The following is a 20,795-nucleotide window of genomic DNA, read 5'->3' on the forward strand; positions in this document are numbered from 1 at the left end:
ATCAGAGCTATAAACTACTGCCTCCTTTCCCCCCAAAAAAAGAAGGCCCTTTATCACATCCCGAAAATTTCGGGATGCAATAAAGGGCCTTCTTGCCCACTATTCCTTTGTGAAAACGGATGTCTCTTACTGGCAGAGACAAATCTGAATCTCTGTAATATTACTATTCGACATTCTCTTCATTATTCCTTTAAATTCAGATAATTATTTTCAATAAAATATATTGCTATAAACTATCAAAATGTTGCCCCATTCACTAGTCTGTTTGCCAGTTTTACGACCGTTATGCGAAGATCCATGGCCTGATGAATAAGCAATTGATGTGCTTCATAATCACTCACTCCCTCACGTTTGGCGAGAATAGCACGGGCTCGGGCAATCATTTTTTGACTTTGTAATTCATGCTGAGTGTTTTTCAATTTTGCCCGAACCTCTTGCATTTCTCTCCAACGCGCATAAGCAATTTGGATAGCTGGTAATAGATCCCGTTCTGTAATCGGTTTGACAAGATACCCGTACACACTGACTTTCTCTGCCCGGTTAATAAACTTCGGCTGGCTATAGGCCGTTAGCAATAAAACTGGTATGTTCATGGAATGTAAGATCTTTGCCGCTTCCAAACCATCTAAACCCGGCATCATCACGTCAATAATGGCTAAATCTGGAGCGAGAGATTTAGCTAGGTCAACGGCCTTCTCGCCATTGTTTGCTTCGCCGCAGACAATATGTCCAGCCCCTTGTAACATTTCTTTAATGTCCAGACGAATTAAGGCCTCATCGTCAGCAATCAAGATGGATAGTGAACTCATGACTGTTCCTCCGAATTATGTTTTGGAAAGCTAACCGTAACACATGTCATTCCTTCAATGCGTCCCATTTGGAACTCGCCGCCCAATTGTTCTCCGATTAAAGAATCTACAATTTGTAAACCCAATCGCCGTTGTTGCACTTGATCAAAGGGCACGAGTGGTTCCGGGCCGTTGTCCCTCACGGAAAGTTGTATTTTTTCCTTCGTCTCTGATATGGCCAAGGTGATTACGCCTTTTTCTAAGAAACGAACCCCATGTTTGAAACTGTTCGTCAATAGCTCATTTATAACCAGGGCCAATGGAACCGCTTGCGAACTTGGCAAGAGAAGTTGTTGTCCATCAACATGGGTCTCAATGCTTTGCTCTGGCAGCACGGAACTCTCTAACAAACCATTAAGAATACGCTGGCAGAGTTCCCACAAATCAATTGAATCGGAATTTTGACAGGAAAACACATCATGCACCATCGCGATAGATATGATTCGGTTTATGCTTGCCGTAAACTCCGCTTTTACAAGGTCTGAATTTGACCGTCGCACTTGAAGGCGAAGCAAAGCAGCTACATTTTGAAGATTATTCTTAACACGATGGTGGATCTCTCGAATAACGGTATTTTGCGCATGAAGTTCCTGCTCTTTTTTTCGAAGGTCTGTAATGTCTCGAAAGGATATAACACAGCCGCTTAATTCTCCGTAAGTGACCAAAGGATAAGCTTGAAAAAAATAATTTTTACCTAGAATACAGAATTCGACAGGGTCTTTAAGGATAATCAGAACCTCATCTAAGGTAGCACAATTGAACACTGACAGATGAAAATCATTTCCTGATGCTTCAAATCCATTAATATCTTGATATATCTGGGCAGCTTTTTTGTTGACATACGTTATTCTAGTATTTTTATTTAAAACAAACAGCCCGTTTCCAACCCAATCTTCAAACTGTGACCCAGTCGTTGACAAATACATCAAGGTGTTACTCAAACGTTCGGCCGTTTGAGTCAAAAGCTCCACTTGCTCTTCTTGACGTAATTCCTCGGATATATCCTTTTCCATGATCAGAGCACCAATCACATCATCCGAAGCGTTACGAATCGCGACAACGGTCTGCTCTATGGGAATCCCTTCTTGGCTAACGCCTCGCACGTTCCGACTAGTTTTTCCAGTTTGGAACGTGCGATAAACCGCAGGCTCGCTGGTGGCAAAGGCTAATTCTCCGACGACACTATGACCATACAATGATCGGTTTTTTGGGCAAGCCCACGCCAACACCACGGCATCCACTCCGTCTTTCGACAAAGCATCAATAAATATATCCGTTCCTGTTATTTCGGCAGTATAAGGAATCTGTAAAGCCAAGGTTTCTAATACCTCGATATCGACCTCGTTCAGATTCGTGTACTCAATGCATAACCTTTTAACGGTCTCGCAATTCATTCAAAGCCTCCACTCGAAGACGCAACGGACTAAATCCTTCCCCATTCACGATCGACGTTGAATAGAAGGGTTCTGTTATTCCCGCGTAGACCAAATAAGAAACCGCTTGTTCGAGATTGGCTTTTGGTAAATCCACTTTAGTTATAATTCCGATGATAGGTTTGTTAAACACCTTTGCAAATTTTGGCGGATAAAACGTGCGTGGTTTTGTAGCATCTTGAAGCGCCCAAATCTCTGAAACTTGATGACTCGTGTCTATTAAGACATGGTAAAATCGAGGTATTTCAAGATATTCCCCTGGACAATCAATAAAGATCTGGGAAAAATCCAACATTTGCGTTTTCCGATAGCTGACTTGCTCATTCATAAGCATCTGTTTCAAAGAAGTCTTACCCGCGCCAATCCCTCCGATAAGTAATATTTTACCCATTAGCTTCTCGTCACATCCGTTGGTGAGAATCCTAAGATGGTAACTAAAGTATTTACAGCAGCATGTAAGGCTGCTTCAACACTGGAAACATCTCCAGTAATCACTAAAGATCCTGTGAAACGATCTAAAAAACCCAGTTCAATGTCCCCCGCTTTACTGGCAGCATCAGCCGCAATAATAGCTGCCTCGCTTGGCGTTATAGTCATAATTCCTATTGCTCCCTTGGTCATTATGCCTAATCGTTCGTGAATATCCTCTTGAGGGTTCGGAATAATATGGGCCATAGTTACCTGTTTTCCCGGAACGTACTCTTGGATCATGCGCTGTTTTTCAATCAATGTAAATCGCCACCATCCTTATGTCCATCTATTTCCTAGTCATTTCGTCGAAAATTGTCAAAATCCTTCTTTATCTCAGAATATACGCTATTAGTATTTGTACTTATACTCACTTAACCCCTTGTTCTTTAAAGTGTTTTCTGAATAACGAGATCATCCAGATCTATCTCTTTGATCGTATAAATAAAACCCCTTACAGTTTTGTAAGAGGTTAAATACTATTTGCTTCCGTTATTTCAGGTTAAACTCAAGCTATCCTTCCAAACAGTTCTCAATGGTCTCAAACGCCGATTTAAAGTTTTCATTCCTAATTATTTGATCAATCATAATTTGTTTTTCATCGTTTGTGCACTCATAAAAGATTGGATTCAGATCCCATTCATTTTCTGTTGGATAGTGACGCAAATTGGCTCTAACTGTTTTCTCTGTTTCACCATCTTTGAAGACTAACGTTAATGCGTAATTGTTAAAGTTATATTCATTATCAAAACCTGATCCATTAACCGCAATATCGAAAATCTCCATTTTCTAATACCTCCTCTTTTAAGACCTCTATTTTTATTATGTTGTTTCAGTAACTTCTTTATTCCTGTTTTAGATTTTAAGTGGGATCTAAAACAGCTATATAATCCTGACAACGTAATCGTTCAACAAAACCGGAACCAATTGTTTGCCTGATTTGCCCCGAGAATCTCGTTTAACATTCTTCATCTCTATCTGGGTTACGTTTCCACTAACTTGAATGATGTTTAACACGTTTTCATATTTAACGTGGTAAATACCCATGATATAGCCAGTTCCTACTGGGTCTAGCTTAGCGATCGCAATTCCTTTTCCTGCCCGTCCTTGAGGTTTGTATTCTTCCAATGGAGTACGTTTTACGAAACCTCGCTCAGTTACCGTCACTAGATCCCCATAAGGGTCTTTTTCTGAGCTGGTCAGCAGCAGAGCATCAACAACCCGATCTTCTTTGCCTAAAGCTATCCCTTTGACCCCGCGTGATTTACGTCCCATTGGGTTAATTTCTGTTTCTTGGTAACGTATCGCTTGCCCTTGATGCGTGACGAGGAATACTTCCCTTTGGTTATTGCTCAGAAACACTTTGACAACAGCATCGTCCTCTTTAAGCCCCATGGTTTCTGAGGAGCGAGCGTTTACAAAATCGCTTGCAGGACTCCGCATGACCAAACCATTTTTCGTGACAATTAGAAAAAACGACGTATCTGTAGTGTCTTTGAGAGCAAGAATAGACACTACTTTTTCTTCCATAGACAAGGTTAATAAATTGGTTAGGGGTCCCCCTTTATCTTTAACCCCTGCCTCAGGAACATTTTTTGCCTTAATACTATAGAATTTTCCGGTATGAGTAAAAAAATAAAGCGTATCCTTATCCGTGCAAGAGATCTTCTCTGCTAAAGTATCTCCATCCTTGTAAGCACAGATTAAGGCATTCCCTTTGTTTTTCTTTGTTTGGATAGGCATCCTTTTGATAAATCCATTGCTTGTGAGCATAACTTCGATGAGACTCTCGGGTTCCTCAAAGGAACTCAGATCTAGCTGATCTCTCATTGCCTCTGGTAGAATGAGAGTCCGTCGATCGTCGCCGTACTTATCGGCAATTTCTTTGAGTTCCTTCTTGATAATATCATAAACCTTATTCACATCCGCCAAGATACTTTCTAACTCAGCAATGAGTTTTAAGGCTTCGGCATGTTCCTTCTTAATGCTATCCAGTTCAAAGTTGGTTAAGTGTTGCAACTTCATATCGAGAATGGCCTGTGCTTGAGTCTCGGAGAGCTCAAATCGGGTAATAAGTGCAGCCTTAGCTAAGGAAGGAGTCTTACTGGCCCGGATAAGGGCAATTACTTCATCTAGATTATTGATGGCGATAACTAATCCTTCAAGAATGTGGGCGTTTAAACGGGCTTTTTCTAAATCAAATTCCGTCCGTTTCGTGACCACGATTCTGCGATGGGTAATAAATGCCGCGTTGATCTCTTTTAGTCCAAGGACCTTCGGCGTACCTTCTGCCGTAATAACTAAGTTGATAATTCCAAAGGTATCTTCCAGCTGAGTATATTTATACAGAAGACGTAAGATTCTCAGCGGGTCGACATCTTTTCGACATTCAACGACAAGTCGGATTCCCTCCCGATCGGATTCATCCCTGACCTCGCTTATGCCCTCAATCTTATTTGAATCTGCCAGCGTTTCGATTTTAGCAGCCAGCGTTGATTTATTAACTTGATAAGGAATTTCGGTGATTACGATTAAACTTTTGCCATTTTTATTTTGTTCGATCATGGCTTTACCACGCATCGTCACTTTTCCGCGTCCGGTTTTATATGCATTGTCTATACCCTCTGTGCCGATAATCAAACCACCGGTGGGGAAGTCCGGCCCACTCACCTTTTCTCTCAGCTCATCCACCGAAATCCCCGGCTTATCGATTTGCAAGATCACGCCGGTTACGACTTCCCGTAAATTGTGAGGAGGCATATTAGACATCATTCCGACGGCAATTCCAGACCCTCCGTTGACTAAGAGGTTAGGGAAAGGGCTGGGGAGAACGACAGGTTCTTTCAGACGTTGATCATAGTTTGCTTTGAAAAGGACCGTCTTCTTCTCGATATCTTGAGTCATCAATTGAGATAGATGGGTCATTCTCATTTCCGTGTACCGCATAGCTGCCGCATTATCACCATCGATTGAACCGAAATTTCCCTGACCATCCACCATAGGGTATCTTGTTGACCAAGGTTGAGCCAAACGAACAGCTGCATCATAGATCGAAGAGTCACCGTGAGGATGGTATTTTCCCATGCAGTCCCCAACTAAGCGAGCTGACTTGCTGTACGGTTTATCGGTATGCATCCCTATTTCGTCCATTGAAAAAAGAATTCTGCGATGAACCGGCTTAAGCCCATCTCTAACATCGGGAACAGCCCTCTGCAAGATAACATGTTTGGAATAACCCAAGAACGATTCTGGCAAGACGTCTTCGAGTGGACGCTGATTGATGTTGTCTTCAGTTATACTCATCGGGTCTTATCTCTCCTTAATAACCTACATATCATCTTCCGTAAAGACAATGTTTTCCATCAGAAAATCTCGCCTTGGCTCTACTTGCTCACTCATGAGAATTCTAAGCTTACGCTCTGCTTCCAGAGTATCATCAATCGTCACTTGGATCATGCGCCGATTTACAGGATTCAAGGTTGTTTCCCAAAGCTGTTCCGGATTCATTTCGCCTAGTCCTTTATAACGTGAGATCTTGGCCGTCTTGCCTAAATCCTTAAGTTCTCTCTTCAATTCATGATCGTCGAAAGCGTAGCGTATTATCTTACCTCGCTCCTTCTCCACTTTGTACAAAGGAGATTGCGCGATATAAACCCTTCCACTCAGAATGAGTGGTTTCATGTATCTATAGAAAAACGTTAACAATAGACAGCGAATGTGTGCTCCGTCAATATCAGCATCCGTCATAATACAGACCCGGGAGTAGTTGCCCTTTTCCAAATCAAATTCTTTGCCGATACCCGAACCAACGGCCGTGATAATACTCCTGATCTCCTCATTTCCTAAGACCTTATCTATCTTAGCACGATAAGTGTTAATAACCTTGCCCCGCAAAGGAAGAATAGCCTGAAATCGCCGATCACGCCCCATTTTGGCCGAACCGCCTGCACTATCCCCTTCGACGAGGAAAAGTTCATTACGCGATTTATCCTTCCCACTACAGGCCGCAAGCTTACCGCTAAGTGCTTTAACCTCCGCATCACGTGCTTTCTTTTTAAGCTCCTTAGCCTTCTTCGCAGCAAGTCTTAACAGACAGGTTGTCAATGTTCGATTGATAACGTCCTTAGCTATGGAAGTGTTTTGCTCAAAAAATTGACCGATTCCTTCATTAGTTAGCGACTGAACAAGGCCCTCAACTTCCATATTAGAGAGTTTGGTCTTGGTTTGTCCTTCAAATTGGGGATCTTTAACCTTGAGTGATAGTACACACGTTAGGCCGTCTTTAAGGTCATCCCCGATAAGACTCTCATCTTTTTTGAAAAGATTGTTCTTACGTCCGTAATTATTAAAAGCTTTCGTTAAAGCCGTGCGAAAACCCGACTCATGAGTCCCCCCTTCATCCGTGGGGATATTGTTCACATAAGAGTGAAAAGATTCATCATCTCCGTCGTTATACTGAATGGCACACTCTACAATGACATCATCCTTTTCCCCTTTAAAATAGATTGGTTTCTTATGAACAGGCATAACATTAGATTCCTTAATTATGTGTTCAACAAAACCAATCACTCCATTTTTTGGAGCAAAGACTTCTGACTTTGTTTCTCCACGCAAGTCAGTAAGGACAATGGTTAGTCCCTCGTTGAGAAACGACAACTCCATTAAACGGCTTCTTAATGAATCATATTTGAAAACAGTCGTTTCTTTGAAGATTTGTGGATCGGGTTTGAAAATTACGGTTGTGCCAGTACCCGTTATTTTTTTCTTGACGACGTGCAGATCTGACTTGAGCTGACCTCCATTGACATACTCAACTCGATAAAGTTTTCCGCTTCGTTTTATGTCAACTGTTAGATAAACCGACAAGGCATTGACTACACTTGCTCCAACTCCATGCAATCCTCCAGAGGTTTTATAGGTATCCCCGCCAAATTTACCGCCTGCGTGCAACGTCTCAAAAGCTAAACGCACAGCCGCAATTTTCTTGACAGAATGTATGTCAACCGGAATCCCTCGCCCATTGTCCTCGATCGTTATCGATCCATCTATGTTAATAGCAACAGCGATTTGATTACAAAATCCGGCACCGACTTCATCAATTGCGTTATCGATGATTTCATAAACACAATGGTGAAGCCCTCTACTCCCGGTAGAACCGATATACATGCCAGGACGTTTGCGTACCGCCTCCAATCCTTCTAGGACCTGGATAGATTCTGCGTTATATTGCGTTTCTGACAAGACCAGTTCACTTCCTTAAAGATTCGCTATTTTTGATGGCTACCCACCGATAAGTACAATATCACCAGTTGAGCCACTTTGTCTAGGTTACTCGCTAATTTAAATAAAAACCGAGGCTTTTGCCCTCGGTCTTCTAACTGTTCTTAACTATTAAAAACAACCACTCTCATCATGGGAATAAGGTACATTTACAAGTAAATTTCCATAATCTAGAATAGGAAGAGAGGATTATTGGCATGGATAATATTTATTCGACTTTTTCTAATAGCATACGTCCCTTACCTGGGGCGAATTCTTGCGAACCTGTTTCTTGTGAATGTCGTTATCCTACAGAACCTTTAAATTTTGGCGTATCGATTTTTGCTCCCGTTAGTTCTGTACCGGGAAGCTCAACGTTTTTTTTCCTACAGCCCCTGCTAACAGGAAAAGTAGTTGCCTCCGTAGGCTTTCTTATCGCTTCCCAGATCTTCCTGTTTCTTGCTGACCGTCTTTTTGGTCTTGAATCAATGCCAATACAGAGAGGTCCTGTTATACCTCCAGATCAAACTGTGCGGATGTCGTTAAGGGATTTGCAGAATTTCTTAGCCTCTGTATCACGCGATATCCAGCCTTCAACCGGTACATCCGCTCCTTCGGCTGGCACATCTACTCCTTCAACCGGTACATCTACTCCTTCGAGAGAAGATGTTAGTACTGGTACTATTGAAACACCGGAGGCTCCCTTAATATTTGCTTTAGCCGTTTGGAGTGATTTTACTGATAAGCCCTATACTCCATCTGTCTTTCTTCTTATTCCTGTATTTACGTTTCCAGGCTTAAGAGGGGCTTTGCCGATGCTGATCTTAGAACTTTTAACAACTATTTTTATCAGGGCTGTGGTACCGCCGAAAACGACTGGTTCTCGACCATTGACTAATCCAGCTTCAAATAATAACTTACCGCCATTTCAATTTTCACCAGAGGATGTATTAAAATTATTGAAACGGTTCAATAAACACTTTGGAACATGACATCTGTTTCCATAGCTCTCCGCACATCTTTCAATTAAAGAGAATTTCAATCCCATGTGCTTTTGGACTAGCCTTTCCTAAAAGTTGGTATCCTATGGTTAACGGGTTACAAATTCAAGGAGCGGGGTGTTGCTTATGGAAGTCGGCGGTCTTTACAATATTCTAGCTGCTGTCATCGGAATATCCATAGTTACGACTGGTTGCCTAATTTCTTACCTATTTCAAAAAAAGCTATTTAATAAATATCGTGATACGGTTAGGAATGAAATGGACAAGGCACGCTCGGAACCTCCAGTACTCCCCAACAAAAAAGTATGACAACTCATCCACACAATCCTCGATCAAGCCGCTCCCCTCTTATTCAATACCAACGCAGTTGCAAATAGAAAGAGTTCAAGGCCAGTCTCAACGAAAGCAGCAACAATAGGAAAAGTATAGTGAAAAAAATTCGTCTGATTGAGGCTACTGGGAAAGGAGCCAATACAGAACACTAAGGATAGTAACGCCCCTGGATAAATAAGTGGCTGGTAAGTCTTCAGTCCAACTATTTGGGCGAGCCCCTGTCCAAATGCCCAAAGCAGGCTGGATGAAGCCACGATTCCCGAACCGACGAGGATCAGTAGCCAAACCATCTCAACTCTCTCCAGATAGTTACTGAAATTGATCATTTTGGCGAGCTGGAGCCCGGGTGAGTTCATGTATTGCGCGTCCTCAATCCCGAAGATGCCCACTGATAATGCAGTAACCAGACCCACTACCAATGCCCCCATACTGACAGCACTAAACTTTGCCAGAAAGCCGTTCTCTGGTCGGTTGCAAAGAGGGATATACATGGCCATTATAATACAAACACCGAAACTGGTAAGCATTAAGGGCGTACCAATCAGGAAAGGCGCTATACCTTCATCAAGCTGAGGTTTCAGCCGCTCCATGTGAACAGCAGGTAGAACCAAGCAGCAAACGGTAACAATACTGAAGAAAAACAGTGGCCCTAGAACTTCTGTCATTCTAGCAATTACTTCAAGCCCTTTACGACCGATGAAAGCGCTGACTAGGAAACTAGATACTAGGATAACATTGAAGGGAGTCATTGGCAGAAAGATGGTGTTAACTACCTGGCTTAAGCCCTGCAACATTAAGGAGCACACTAATAAGAAAAAGAGTGGGAATAGAATTCCGACCATCCTGCCCAGATACTTTCCCAGGATGGTGATGCTGTACTGTACGAAGTTTTCTCCAGGAAAGCGGATGCCCATATAAGCGTAGACTAGGGCCAGCATGACATCGAGAAACCAGGCGCTGACTACGGAGAGCCAGGCATCCCTCCCGGCCTGCATTATCAGCATACTCGGGATTTGCATAGCCGCAAGGGTGGTTATAATGATAAACAACATCCAAACGAACTGTTTGGTGTTGATAATTCCTTTCTCCGGCATCCAATCACCTTTCTTTATATTTACTTGAAAATAGCTTTACCTATTGGTTCCAGCAGTCGTTCCAGAAGCGATAGAGGAGACGGCAATCCAAGGTAGTTGCCCGCTGCCAGTAGGATGGTCATGCCGAGGAGAGTGCTCATAACGGCCAGCTCTTTCCACTGACCTTGTTTTCCGAGAGGTATCCCTTCCGCCAAACTAATGGCCAGGGCAGCAAAAACAATTAGAACGGTCATATGTTTATCCTCTTCCAAGACTCCCACTTCTATAAGTGGGTTCCACACTCTGCTTCCTTTGGGATCAGCGGCTTCGGCGATACTCATCCTACGCCGATAGGTATTCCTTTGGGATCAGCGGCTTCGGCGATACTCTCCACAGGAGACTATCGTCACAGGAGACTATCGTCACTGGAGGCTTTTTCAATCACCAAAATCTCGCTGTTCAGCTTTAGCTCAATAAGTTCACTACTCTGGCTCACTTCGCAGGGTGGGGTTGCTTATCGTTCCAGAACTCAAAATCTTGACCTTACAGAAAATCTGATAATCTACAGTAGGAAAAACATCATCCCAGTTATCCTTTATCTGCTTCCATTCGAGGGGATAATAGTTATGTAGATTTTCAGCAAAACCGACACAGTCAGACTTGAGCTCTTTCTGGGCTGTGTTAATGGTATGTTCAAGCTGAAGTTTCATCGCTTCCGCAGTCTGGAGTTCCAGTTGTGCTACCACCTTAGGATCGAGCACGTTTACTCCAGTTGCTCCGAGTTCATGGATTAAGACCTTAGTCGTACACTCAATATTCATCGTTATACCTTCTTCTGAGATATGTGGGGTAATGGTCGTTTGGCCATCCTCGATTTCAAACATGATATCTCCTTTGTCCCCGTTAGTCTGTGCCTGGGGAGCATAAGCCAATGTTATACTACTCCCTTTTGGAGAGTCCACAAGCCACTTATGGGCTCTTGTGTCATCTTCATTCAGCACACCCACCATTCTTAGATTTTTGAAAACGGCAGTCTTTCCTATGGTCAGGGTTTTAGGCTTCTCCTCGGTGTCCAGAGACCTGCCGACAACCTTTTCCAACTGGTTAGTAACCTGCTTGTCTATGTCTTCCAATTGGGCTAATGGGGTAAAGCTAACATGCGATTCTCCATTGAGTCGGGCAAAAAAATCATTAAAGTTCATGGGTACGACCCGACCCGCTTTTTTGAAATTTTGCAGAATATGATCTAATCCTCTGCCTGGCAACTGCTCTAAGGAAATGTCTTTCTCTATAATCTCCTTAGCTGTCTTGTCGGTGGTGAGTATCCAGTTGGTGCGGCGGGATTCCCTGGCGCGTTTTAAGTCGTCTAGGATTTCTCCTATACCCATTTCAGCCAAGTCCCTTCCCAAGACCGCCGTCTTACAGTGAGAAAGTACAACCCGTCTGGTAGACTGTTTGCCTATAGAGAGGATGGCCTCAGACAACGATTTACCCTCGCTATTCATTATAATGTAAGATTTCTCTCCCCCTTGTCCTCCAATCTGTTTACTACTCCCCTTCCCCTCAGGCTTCCCAATTTGCACGGTCAAGAGGACGTTTTTACTCCCCGGTATACGGTCAATCCCAAGTGCGAGAACCGTGGCAAGGCGATCTACTTCCTGATAATCCCAGCAGCCAGTTGTTAGTAAGGAGATACATACCAAAATCAAAGCCAGTTTACGCATAATTAACACCCTTATTGTTCATTTTCATCGGGCGGGGCTGGTTTAAGGAAGAATTTCTGCCTCTGTGTGTTGTTATTATTATTCTTTGCGATTAGACGAGGCCTTTCCCCCATAGCCCACCAAGGGAACCTCATCACTAAGTCTTTAGCATCTCTCAAGTTAAAAGGAGCGAGCGGAGCAAAGAAGGGTACCCCGAAAGAACGCAGGGATACAAGATGTGCCTGCATGACAAGTAAACCCAGTAGAATCCCGTAAAGACCCAAGGTAGACGCTAACAATATCATGCCGAACCGCAAAACCCGGATTGCCAAGGCAAAGCTGTAGGAAGGAATTCCAAAGGATGAAATACCAGTAAGGGCTACGATGATCACCGTAATAGGTGAAACCATGCTGGCTTGCACGGCCGCGTCCCCGATAACTAGTCCACCCACAATACTAACTGCTTGTCCCACCGGCTTTGGAAGCCTTATCCCGGCCTCCCGTAACGCCTCAAATGTCACTTCCATCATTAAGACCTCAATGACTGTAGGAAAAGGAGCCCCCTCGCGTGCGGCGGTGATACTGATCAACAGTGGAGTGGGAAGCAACTCTCGGTGAAAGGTAGTAATGGCAATGTATAGAGCGGGAAGAAGCAATGCCAAATTGAGGAAGAAAAAACGTACCAACCGAACTGATGTGGCATAAATAGAGCGGTCATAATAGTCCTCACTAGACTGCAGAAACTGAATCATCATAGTTGGTACTATTAAGACAAACGGAGTTCCATCCGTAAAGATAGCTACCTGACCCTGTAAAATTCCAGCAGCTACCTTGTCAGGCCGTTCGCTGTGATCAATCTGTGGAAAAAGCGTAAAAGCTTCATCTTCGATCATTTCTTCAATATAAGCGCTCTCCAGCACAGAGTCCACGTCGATCAAAGATATTCTTTTTTTTACCTCGTCGACCACCTTAGTGTTGGAAATTCCTTCTATGTAGGCGATATTCACCTCAGTCTTGGTGACCCGCCCCAAGACAAACTTCTCCAGTTTTAAGTTAGGAGTTTTGATTTTGCGCCGCAACAACGCGGTATTTGTACGCAAGCTTTCAGTAAACCCCTCCCGCGGGCCCCTGACCACCCCTTCAGTAACTGATTCAGAAATTGGTCGGCCCACAAAACCCTTGGTTCCTATTTGCAGGGCTCTGGCGGTTCCCTCCAGCAACAAGACAACACTTCCCGTTAGTATGGCATCAGTGACTTCCCCAATTGTAGAGATTTCTGTGATGTTGCCGATTTCCAGGAATTCGTTTTTAATCATTTCGAGATTATTAGACCTGGAAATTTCAAGATTTGAACACCGGATGTTCACTAAAGATTTCAAAATATTTTGGTTAACCGTTTGTTCATCGGTAATCCCGTTCACATACAGAAGCAGGACAGGTACTAGTTCCAGTCCTATCTTTAATTCTCGGTAAGTGAAATCAGTACAATTAGCAAACATGGTCTGTAGTGTATTCAGGTTTTCAGCCAAAGAATTGTTCAAAGGCGGGTTTTCCTGTTTAGCATCAGTCTCAGCCGCCAAGGGCTGGCTTAACTCAGGTTTCGGGGCTTTCTTTCTTTTGCGTGACCGAAAGAGCCGCATACCGCCTCACATCCTGTAAGTTTATTATGTAGACTAATTTGTATTATTTGCGCATCGTAGAGGTAATATGCACATCAGATTTGTCGCCAAAAGTTATGCTGCATTTGGAAAGCACTCAGCGTATGGGCTATGTTACTGCCACAAATTGTGAAGCTCCCCCCAGATCAAAAAACTATTTGTCGCGGATAACGGCGTGCATTACAACAGTCTGGGAGGGCAAAACCGCTCTTACAACCCTTGCTTTAGCGATAAGAACGGCCGAAAAAGGCCCAAAAATATTTTCACTAATCTGTCCACCCAATAAGGTCTACGCCACCGTGAAATAAGAGGGGTTTGAAGAAGTCAATTAATAAAGAAGCCTGCTTCCAATCACACGACTGAAAAACAGACTTCTTTATTAATTCAATGCATTACCCTTTTCGACAATTTAAATTAGATTCTAAAGGTGGGTTTACCGACCTTTTTCCATGGCTACTCGCCTTAATTTTTCCCGACCGTTCCTTGGGGGAACATACAATACAGAGCGACGCGACATGGTCAGCGAACCGCTTGGACAGGCAGAAGAACAAACTCCACAGCCGATACAGACATCATTATTCAAAATTGGTACCGATAGACCCTTTCCTTGATCCGTCATAGTGATTGCCTGAATTTGGCACTTATCAACACAAAGACCACAGCCTAGACAACTTTCCAACTCTAGTGATGGAATAAAATTACTGGGGTGCGTGGCGAAAACCTGCTGTTCATTGATACCACGGAGGACTTTACAGCAACAACCACAACAGTTGCAGATATAGGTTGGCTTATTCAGCACATTATCACACAGATGAACTAATCCAAGTTCTTGGGTCTGTTTAAGCACCTTCAGCAAGTCATCTACTGTGGCAGGTTTGCCCAGACCTTTGCGCACTATCCATTCTGCAGCACCACCGAGGGACATACAAACGTCTACTGGCGCATCGCAGGCTTTACCAAGGTGGGCTGCTTCGTGACGACAAGCACACATGGAAATTGCTCCACCACCGGATTGCTTAATAATTAACGATGCTTTCTCGTAATCGAGTACTTCCGTTTCTACAGCTACAGGGATAAGACTTTCATAAATCAGAGTCCGCATAATCTTAGTATTGATTCCGGCGACTTCATGCATGACTCCATCTCTGTGAAAGTAAGTTTCGAATAGCTCTGCTAACTCCTTTAAGGTTGTATGATCCCCTGTCCTCATGAAGGTATACTCAAAGAATCCTACTAACATCGGAGCTAACATATAATAGAAGGAATCTTTACGAGGAATGTCTAATACCAAACCTTTGTTAGACATTCCGTCGAGAATTATTTTTAATTCTTTTTCGTCGATACCTGTGATGTCGGCGATCTTATCCAAGGTCATTGGAAGCAAAGGGAATTTACTTCCCACAGTCGCTTCGCTTTCCGTATAGAGTCGGTGAAGAATAGCCATGAGGTCTTCATTTATTGGTGCGCCTTCTGGCATCTTGCTTAGGCGTTCAGCCAATGCCCGATATATCTCTTCTTTGGCATTTATTATATGTCCCACACTCATACTCCCTCTAATCATAGGATTGTATAATACACTATCGTACAATCCTATGATTAATAAAATCCTGTTTGAGGTCTCTAATCTCTACGTTCCATCCAAGCGTTTTTTGTCTCATTTCCTTTTGAATAGCTTTTGTTTCCCCTATGCCCTTGACGATCGTCTACCATGATCTTTTCCAAGGTCTCAATCATATCTCCAATCTGAAACTGTTAAACTAACTTTATTATTCCCAAGACTCCCATACATCCGGTTTATAGCCGACAGTCGCTTGTTTGCCATTGCGAACGATCGGCGTTTTATAAAGACTAGGGTTATTTAATAGCATCTCTTCTCTACCATCTGAAGAAATAACATGATCCATGTTTAATTTTTTATAATTCTTAGATTCACTATTAACTAGATTCTTTAATCCTACAGCAGCTTTCACACTTTGCAATTCTCCCTTGCTTAAGCCAAGGAGAGTTAAATCCACAAACTGGTATTTAATTTTTCTTTCTTTAAAATAGCGTTCTGCTTTTTTAGTATCAAAACATTTCTTAAAGCCGAAAATTTGAATATTCATCGCCCGTAAACTCCTTAAAAGAAACTATCTATTAAGATTATAGCAGTATTTAAGAGGTTAAAACAACTTAAAAGCCCGCAGAGACTGCGAGCTTTAACGATCCGGTGAACCAAAATTTAAATACCCTATCTTCATAAAAATGTACTAAAGCTCCACACCTTTTTGTTTGAGATTAGCCAGACATTCTTTACGATAAGCGTCATTGTGTTCTGGATAAATGGGATTCTTTACAGAAACCTCTGGCTCATCAGACAAAGTGGTTGGCCAAGGTGCCGTATTTCTTCCCCGATACTCTGGGCAGAACCATTGTTGATCGGGTTTATATCCCCTACGTTCCATTTCCATAAGAACAAGACAATGATAGTTAACAAGCCGTTTTGCACTATGTGAGAATACATAGTCGACTGTGGAATGTTTCCTGCCCCATCCTTTTCCTCGCAGCGCACAGCATTCTCTGTGTTGTCCAAGGATTTGGGCGCGCGGCAATAAGGTGAGGAGATCCTGATGCCATAGTCGCATGTTCTCCCTCTTTTCCCAGATAGTGTAAAACGATTGACTGAAGTTAAGCATCGAGGCTTTCCGCTCGCGCTTGAAATGGGAGTTTCATTCCTTAAGTTTACCCTCAAGATAAGGAATTAATAACTGATTAAAGAAGCCATTAATATTCCCGTTGCTATACTTAAACAAAATGAGAAAATACCGACCGCAACATTACCCTGAGGTATTTCACGACGAACTTTAATAGAAGGTGTTAATAATTCAAAGAGCCAATATACGATGATTAAGAAGACCGTCCCAGTCAGCGTCCAAACAGTCATATCCAGGAGGTCTACAGAGTGGTAAATGGCTGATGCCAAGAGAATAGCCACACCTAGAACCTTTCCTCCTAAATCAAACGCCACAGCTTTTGCAGCTGCGACCTTCTGCGGATTTTCCAGATCATCCCCCAATGCCATAATCTGAAATTCCTTGTAGGGTGTCGTGTATGTAAAGAGCGTCACCGCTATCAGCATCAAAGGAATAGTCAACCCTAAATATTTAAGAAAATTAATTAGATACATTTACCCTCTTCCCCCTCACTAGTTATTAAACCTATTGGCAAAAAACACGATAGATTTCCAGTGATGCGCTCACCAATACGGGCACATAACGCTGAAGCTTTGCCTCCGACCAGAAACGATCCCCATAGTAACCTTCCTTTATAAAGCCCGTTCATTGTATTGCTTTCGACTTCTTCCATCTCAACCCGTTTCTGATAAATCATCGGTTGATCCCAATATAAATCATCCTTATCTTTTTCGACAAGCTGGCCGTCAGCTTCATAAAGACTAACCGCCCCGCCCTCACGGCCGAAGATTGGCTTTGTTACAAACGACGATTTGTTAATAAAGCGGTTTTCCATATAAGTCGGAAGCATATAAGCCTCAATCCACTGATGTTCTTCAGTCGTATAAAACTCACCTGCTTCATGAAGATTCCAGATCAAGCTTTGAAGTGCCTTTGTTTGCGCTACAAACGCTGAGGGCGGATTGATCATTGCTAGTTTACCTCTAGCTACCAAATCAAGGACATGTGCCCCGGTCGGGTATTGATCTCTTTCATCACTATCTAAAGCAAGTTTCTCTAAGGCATGAAGACGATACCACACATCAATAGGTACGAGCTGCCCGTTGATCAGAGCACACAACCGATCTTCAGAAATTCTCAAGTCCTCGAGCGCTACAAACTGTGCCGCCAAACCAGACTGGTTCAATAAATACTTCACAGTGTCCCTGTCCTCATCATGCCATCCCAAGGCACTAAAAACTATTGAGTCCGTAGCGTAACCCTGTTTCTGATACGTCTCAATAATACGACCGAATGCTTCTCGAATCTGTTCATCCATCCCTTCATTCGGGCTTTGCATCCCAAAAAAACGACATGCTTTGGCATTGACAAAGAAAGCCTCTACGACGCTGGTCGGCGTATCTGCGTTAAACTCAATCATTTTAATCCCTTCGGTCGTCTGCACAAAATCAAAGCGACCAATCACCGTCACCATTTCGGGCTTAACAAGCGCTCGAACTGCAAGCAATGCTTCTTCGGGAATTCCTAACTCCAGCAATAGTGCATCATCCGCACTCTGTACTGCAAAAACAGTTTTTGCATAAATTCTTCCTAAGGCCTCAGTTGCAAAGGCAATTTCTTGACGAAATTGTGCTGATATTAGATGAATTCCTGCCAATCCGTACTCCGCTCCATCCATCCAATCCCAAGAAAAAATCGATCTCAGCGGACCGTACAGTTGTTCTCTAAGCATCTCATAAGACGGCTCAGCTGGCACTCGACCCACCTCCGCCAATCCCGCCATGAGAACCACTAGTTATTCCTGTCCCTCCCTTTGAGCTACTCCCTCCGGATGTGCTTGTCGAACCACTATGTCCCCAGGGCGAAACACCTGAAACTCCTGATTTGCTTCTAGTAGCACCTGAACCATCCATATCATCCATGTTCTGTGAACTCCCAGCAACTCCAGAGCCACTCGATGTAACACCAGGATATCGTACAGCTCCAGAGTTAGATCCAAATGAACGCCCACTAAAAAATCCAAACGGACCTAAAGGACCAAAGGGACCGAAAAAACCACTGAAGAATCCCTGATCCCGATCGTCCTGTAAAACGATTGGATTGCCATCTTTATCGTAAACAACTTTTTGTTCATCGGAACTACATGCTGAAACGCCTCCTATTACTAAGGCAGTTGAAAGAAATAGACTTACCATCTTAGAACTTTTATTCACCTTATTTCTCCTTCCCTGTAAATTAACTCGTCTTTTCTGCATATAGAACATACGTTCTTCTGTCTTCATCCACTTCTAATGACGTTTGCTCCCACTCTACACCCTCTAACGTCAAATAGTTGCACTGGCCAATAATGGCGAGGTCCGTTAAACTGCTCAATTCTAAGTTCTGTATAATAGGATATTCTTGGGCATCCTCTCGGTATTCTCTTATTTCCATCATAATAAAACCCTGCCCAACTGTTGAACGATGATCCACAGGAATCGGAATTTCATCGGTCGCCTTCTTCACATAGATGATATGGAGAGGCGGTTCAATGGCATTCGATGTTTTCTCATATACAATACCGTCTTTGATAAAGTAATCACATAGAAAACGAATCACTATTTCATCTTTTGGAATTGATTCATAATGATAAAGCGCAGGATAACCATTTTCCATGTCGAATAAACGATACTCAAGTTTGGCCATTACCTTTTATTCTCCTTTCATTACAAGAGGGAAACTTGCCAATTTATAAATCAACCCTGCGGTGGCACAGATCCAATCCATTAACATTGTAGTATATTTCCACTATTATTGGTGTCTTTCCTGCTACATTCTAGGAATATCTTTCATGAATATATAAAGGAGATGATTCACTGTTTTCTTGACCTAATATGTATAGAACGCCCGGTGCATGTTTAAGCATATACCGGGCGCCAATAAAATCTTTAGATTACTTTTAACAGAAACGAGTCGATTACAGTCAGATAGCACTTACTGAAACAGTGAAAACATGCGCTCAAAGAGGAGATATCATTTGAAAATGATCTTAGACCTCAGTGTCAGCCAAGTAATTATCAATAAAATCTTGAGGGAGTTTCTTAATTAGCAATACTGGTATTTCAGATTTGTTTAGTACATAATGCGCTACACTCCCAAAAATGAGTCCTTTTAAACTAGATAGCCCCCGCGAGCCCATAACTATTAATTCAAATAAATTTTTTGTTGCATAATCAAGAATCACATCTACTGTATCAGATATCTCGGAAATCTTGCTATTAGAATATAATTCCTGATGACTAACGCTGAGTCCATGCTCTAAAAATATTTCGTTGGTTTTATTAAGTATTTTATGATACTCACTTTTAGTCTCCGTATCGGATCCATCGAGCACGTGTTTCATCCATTCCGAGGTAGGACTAACTGGCCAAGTATTGATCCAACTATATTCAGTCTCCATCGAAACCTCATCACGTTCATGAACCTGCACAACTGTCAAATGCATATTGGGTATTATCTTTAGTAGCGTGGCAGTGTAAACAGCAGCAGAAAAAGCCTGATGTGATCCATCGGAATAAAGAAGGACCTTATACTTAAAATCAGTCATTACAATACCTCCTTCTAAGTTTGGATTAACGTGACTATAACATAAATTCAAAACCTACAACAGCTAAGGAAGAAACGTTTTCTCACCGTGATAATTTCTCTTACCGATATTCGAACGAAGTATCCAACTGTTACCTTGCAATTGATCACTCGGTAATTTTCGGTAAGTGGCAATGACCTTCAGCATCAACGGCTGAGCAGTAACGATCGATAAACTCTTGAGGAAGTTTCTTAATTAACAACACGGGTATTGTCGATTTACTGAGTACACTATGCGCCAAACTGCCGTGAATCAACCCTTTTAAACTAGTCAGACCTCGCGTTCCCATAATTATCAACCCAAATTCATGTCTTGATGCATAACCCAGAATCGCCTTAACGGTGTCTGGAATACTTGGGTTGGAGTAGATCACCTGTTGATTGACCTTGTGTCCTCTCTGTAAAAATATTTCTTTCGTTTTAGTAAGTATTTCAGAATATTGCCTTATCTTATCTGAATCAGCTTCGCCCATTAAGTGTTTCACCCAGTCCAAATCAGGGTTAGTCGGTCGAGTCTCCATTGTATCAGAGTTCTCCCAGACAGTGCCTTCTACACCTTCTTGTACATGCAAGACAGTTAATTGCATATTGGGTATACTGTAAAATAAGTTTGCTGCATAAACAGCTGCAGAAAAAGAATGCTGTGTACCATCTGAGTAAAGAAGCACCTTCAACATATTGGCATTATTCATTCAAACACCACCCTTTACTAATTCTTCTAAT

The 20,795-nt window shown here is 42.6% G+C and carries 22 protein-coding genes; 2 read left to right on the forward strand and 20 right to left on the reverse strand.

Going from position 1 to position 20,795, the window contains the following annotated elements; all coding sequences use genetic code 11:
* Positions 1 to 236 precede the first annotated feature (236 nt).
* The 7 genes from DOT_RS11135 to DOT_RS11165 all read right to left on the reverse strand — a co-directional run bounded on the left by DOT_RS11135 (position 237) and on the right by DOT_RS11165 (position 7,990).
* Complete coding sequence (locus tag DOT_RS11135; RefSeq protein WP_009618356.1) at positions 237 to 809, reverse strand: response regulator; 573 nt, start codon at positions 807 to 809, stop codon at positions 237 to 239.
* Complete coding sequence (locus tag DOT_RS11140; protein WP_040411894.1) at positions 806 to 2,242, reverse strand: sensor histidine kinase; 1,437 nt, start codon at positions 2,240 to 2,242, stop codon at positions 806 to 808. The genes DOT_RS11135 and DOT_RS11140 overlap by 4 nt, the downstream gene beginning before the upstream one ends.
* On the reverse strand, positions 2,223 to 2,672 hold the full coding sequence (locus DOT_RS11145; RefSeq protein ID WP_009618361.1) for a EutP/PduV family microcompartment system protein: 450 nt from the start codon (positions 2,670 to 2,672) through the stop codon (positions 2,223 to 2,225). The genes DOT_RS11140 and DOT_RS11145 overlap by 20 nt, the downstream gene beginning before the upstream one ends.
* On the reverse strand, positions 2,672 to 2,992 hold the full coding sequence (locus DOT_RS11150) for a BMC domain-containing protein (protein ID WP_040411910.1): 321 nt from the start codon (positions 2,990 to 2,992) through the stop codon (positions 2,672 to 2,674). The genes DOT_RS11145 and DOT_RS11150 overlap by 1 nt, the downstream gene beginning before the upstream one ends.
* 270 nt (positions 2,993 to 3,262) lie before the next feature.
* On the reverse strand, positions 3,263 to 3,535 hold the full coding sequence (locus tag DOT_RS11155) for a hypothetical protein (protein ID WP_009618364.1): 273 nt from the start codon (positions 3,533 to 3,535) through the stop codon (positions 3,263 to 3,265).
* Between the two features lie 96 nt (positions 3,536 to 3,631).
* The gene (gene gyrA, locus DOT_RS11160) at positions 3,632 to 6,052 is read right to left on the reverse strand and encodes a DNA gyrase subunit A (protein ID WP_009618366.1); all 2,421 of its coding nucleotides are present in this window, start codon (positions 6,050 to 6,052) and stop codon (positions 3,632 to 3,634) included.
* A 24-nt stretch (positions 6,053 to 6,076) separates the two neighbouring features.
* Positions 6,077 to 7,990: a DNA gyrase subunit B gene (locus DOT_RS11165; RefSeq protein WP_009618368.1), complete on the reverse strand. Its 1,914-nt coding sequence runs from the start codon at positions 7,988 to 7,990 to the stop codon at positions 6,077 to 6,079.
* Positions 7,991 to 8,226: 236 nt separating this feature from the next.
* On the opposite strand from DOT_RS11165, the gene DOT_RS11170 reads away from it, so the two are divergent.
* Positions 8,227 to 9,000 carry a hypothetical protein gene (locus DOT_RS11170; protein ID WP_009618370.1) on the forward strand — a complete coding sequence of 258 codons (774 nt, stop codon included), beginning with the start codon at positions 8,227 to 8,229 and terminating at the stop codon, positions 8,998 to 9,000.
* Positions 9,001 to 9,129: 129 nt separating this feature from the next.
* Positions 9,130 to 9,318, forward strand: coding sequence for a hypothetical protein (locus tag DOT_RS11175; RefSeq protein ID WP_040411896.1), 189 nt, complete (start codon positions 9,130 to 9,132; stop codon positions 9,316 to 9,318).
* Positions 9,319 to 9,341: 23 nt separating this feature from the next.
* Here the strand turns inward: DOT_RS11175 and DOT_RS11180 are convergent, their stop codons facing one another.
* The 13 genes from DOT_RS11180 to DOT_RS11240 all read right to left on the reverse strand — a co-directional run bounded on the left by DOT_RS11180 (position 9,342) and on the right by DOT_RS11240 (position 20,764).
* Positions 9,342 to 10,436, reverse strand: a complete 1,095-nt coding sequence (locus DOT_RS11180) for an endospore germination permease (protein WP_009618374.1) — start codon at positions 10,434 to 10,436, stop codon at positions 9,342 to 9,344.
* A 20-nt stretch (positions 10,437 to 10,456) separates the two neighbouring features.
* Positions 10,457 to 10,756 (reverse strand): hypothetical protein, encoded by a 300-nt coding sequence (locus DOT_RS11185; protein WP_009618375.1) that lies wholly within the window; start codon positions 10,754 to 10,756, stop codon positions 10,457 to 10,459.
* 141 nt (positions 10,757 to 10,897) lie between these two features.
* Positions 10,898 to 12,139, reverse strand: a complete 1,242-nt coding sequence (locus DOT_RS11190; protein ID WP_009618377.1) for a Ger(x)C family spore germination protein — start codon at positions 12,137 to 12,139, stop codon at positions 10,898 to 10,900.
* A gap of 11 nt (positions 12,140 to 12,150) precedes the next feature.
* Complete coding sequence (locus DOT_RS11195; RefSeq protein ID WP_009618379.1) at positions 12,151 to 13,758, reverse strand: spore germination protein; 1,608 nt, start codon at positions 13,756 to 13,758, stop codon at positions 12,151 to 12,153.
* Positions 13,759 to 14,209: 451 nt separating this feature from the next.
* Positions 14,210 to 15,316: a 4Fe-4S dicluster domain-containing protein gene (locus tag DOT_RS11200; protein WP_009618383.1), complete on the reverse strand. Its 1,107-nt coding sequence runs from the start codon at positions 15,314 to 15,316 to the stop codon at positions 14,210 to 14,212.
* A gap of 226 nt (positions 15,317 to 15,542) precedes the next feature.
* Positions 15,543 to 15,881 (reverse strand): arsenate reductase family protein, encoded by a 339-nt coding sequence (locus tag DOT_RS11205; protein WP_009618387.1) that lies wholly within the window; start codon positions 15,879 to 15,881, stop codon positions 15,543 to 15,545.
* Positions 15,882 to 16,025: 144 nt separating this feature from the next.
* The gene (locus tag DOT_RS11210; protein WP_009618389.1) at positions 16,026 to 16,400 is read right to left on the reverse strand and encodes a TIGR02328 family protein; all 375 of its coding nucleotides are present in this window, start codon (positions 16,398 to 16,400) and stop codon (positions 16,026 to 16,028) included.
* Between the two features lie 116 nt (positions 16,401 to 16,516).
* A complete protein-coding gene (locus DOT_RS11215) occupies positions 16,517 to 16,942 on the reverse strand; it encodes a DUF350 domain-containing protein (protein ID WP_009618391.1) in 426 nt (141 codons plus the stop codon).
* The gene (locus DOT_RS11220; RefSeq protein ID WP_009618393.1) at positions 16,933 to 18,204 is read right to left on the reverse strand and encodes a glutathionylspermidine synthase family protein; all 1,272 of its coding nucleotides are present in this window, start codon (positions 18,202 to 18,204) and stop codon (positions 16,933 to 16,935) included. The genes DOT_RS11215 and DOT_RS11220 overlap by 10 nt, the downstream gene beginning before the upstream one ends.
* Complete coding sequence (locus DOT_RS11225; RefSeq protein WP_040411897.1) at positions 18,194 to 18,661, reverse strand: hypothetical protein; 468 nt, start codon at positions 18,659 to 18,661, stop codon at positions 18,194 to 18,196. Before DOT_RS11225 ends, DOT_RS11220 begins: the two co-directional genes overlap by 11 nt.
* Before the next feature lie 22 nt (positions 18,662 to 18,683).
* A complete protein-coding gene (locus DOT_RS11230; protein ID WP_009618397.1) occupies positions 18,684 to 19,133 on the reverse strand; it encodes a hypothetical protein in 450 nt (149 codons plus the stop codon).
* Positions 19,134 to 19,476: 343 nt separating this feature from the next.
* Positions 19,477 to 20,034, reverse strand: coding sequence for a universal stress protein (locus tag DOT_RS11235; protein WP_009618398.1), 558 nt, complete (start codon positions 20,032 to 20,034; stop codon positions 19,477 to 19,479).
* Between the two features lie 145 nt (positions 20,035 to 20,179).
* Positions 20,180 to 20,764, reverse strand: coding sequence for a universal stress protein (locus tag DOT_RS11240; protein WP_009618400.1), 585 nt, complete (start codon positions 20,762 to 20,764; stop codon positions 20,180 to 20,182).
* Between the last annotated feature and the right edge of the window lie 31 nt (positions 20,765 to 20,795).

Origin of the sequence: Desulfosporosinus sp. OT (assembly GCF_000224515.1) — a bacterium.
Taxonomy (GTDB): domain Bacteria; phylum Bacillota; class Desulfitobacteriia; order Desulfitobacteriales; family Desulfitobacteriaceae; genus Desulfosporosinus.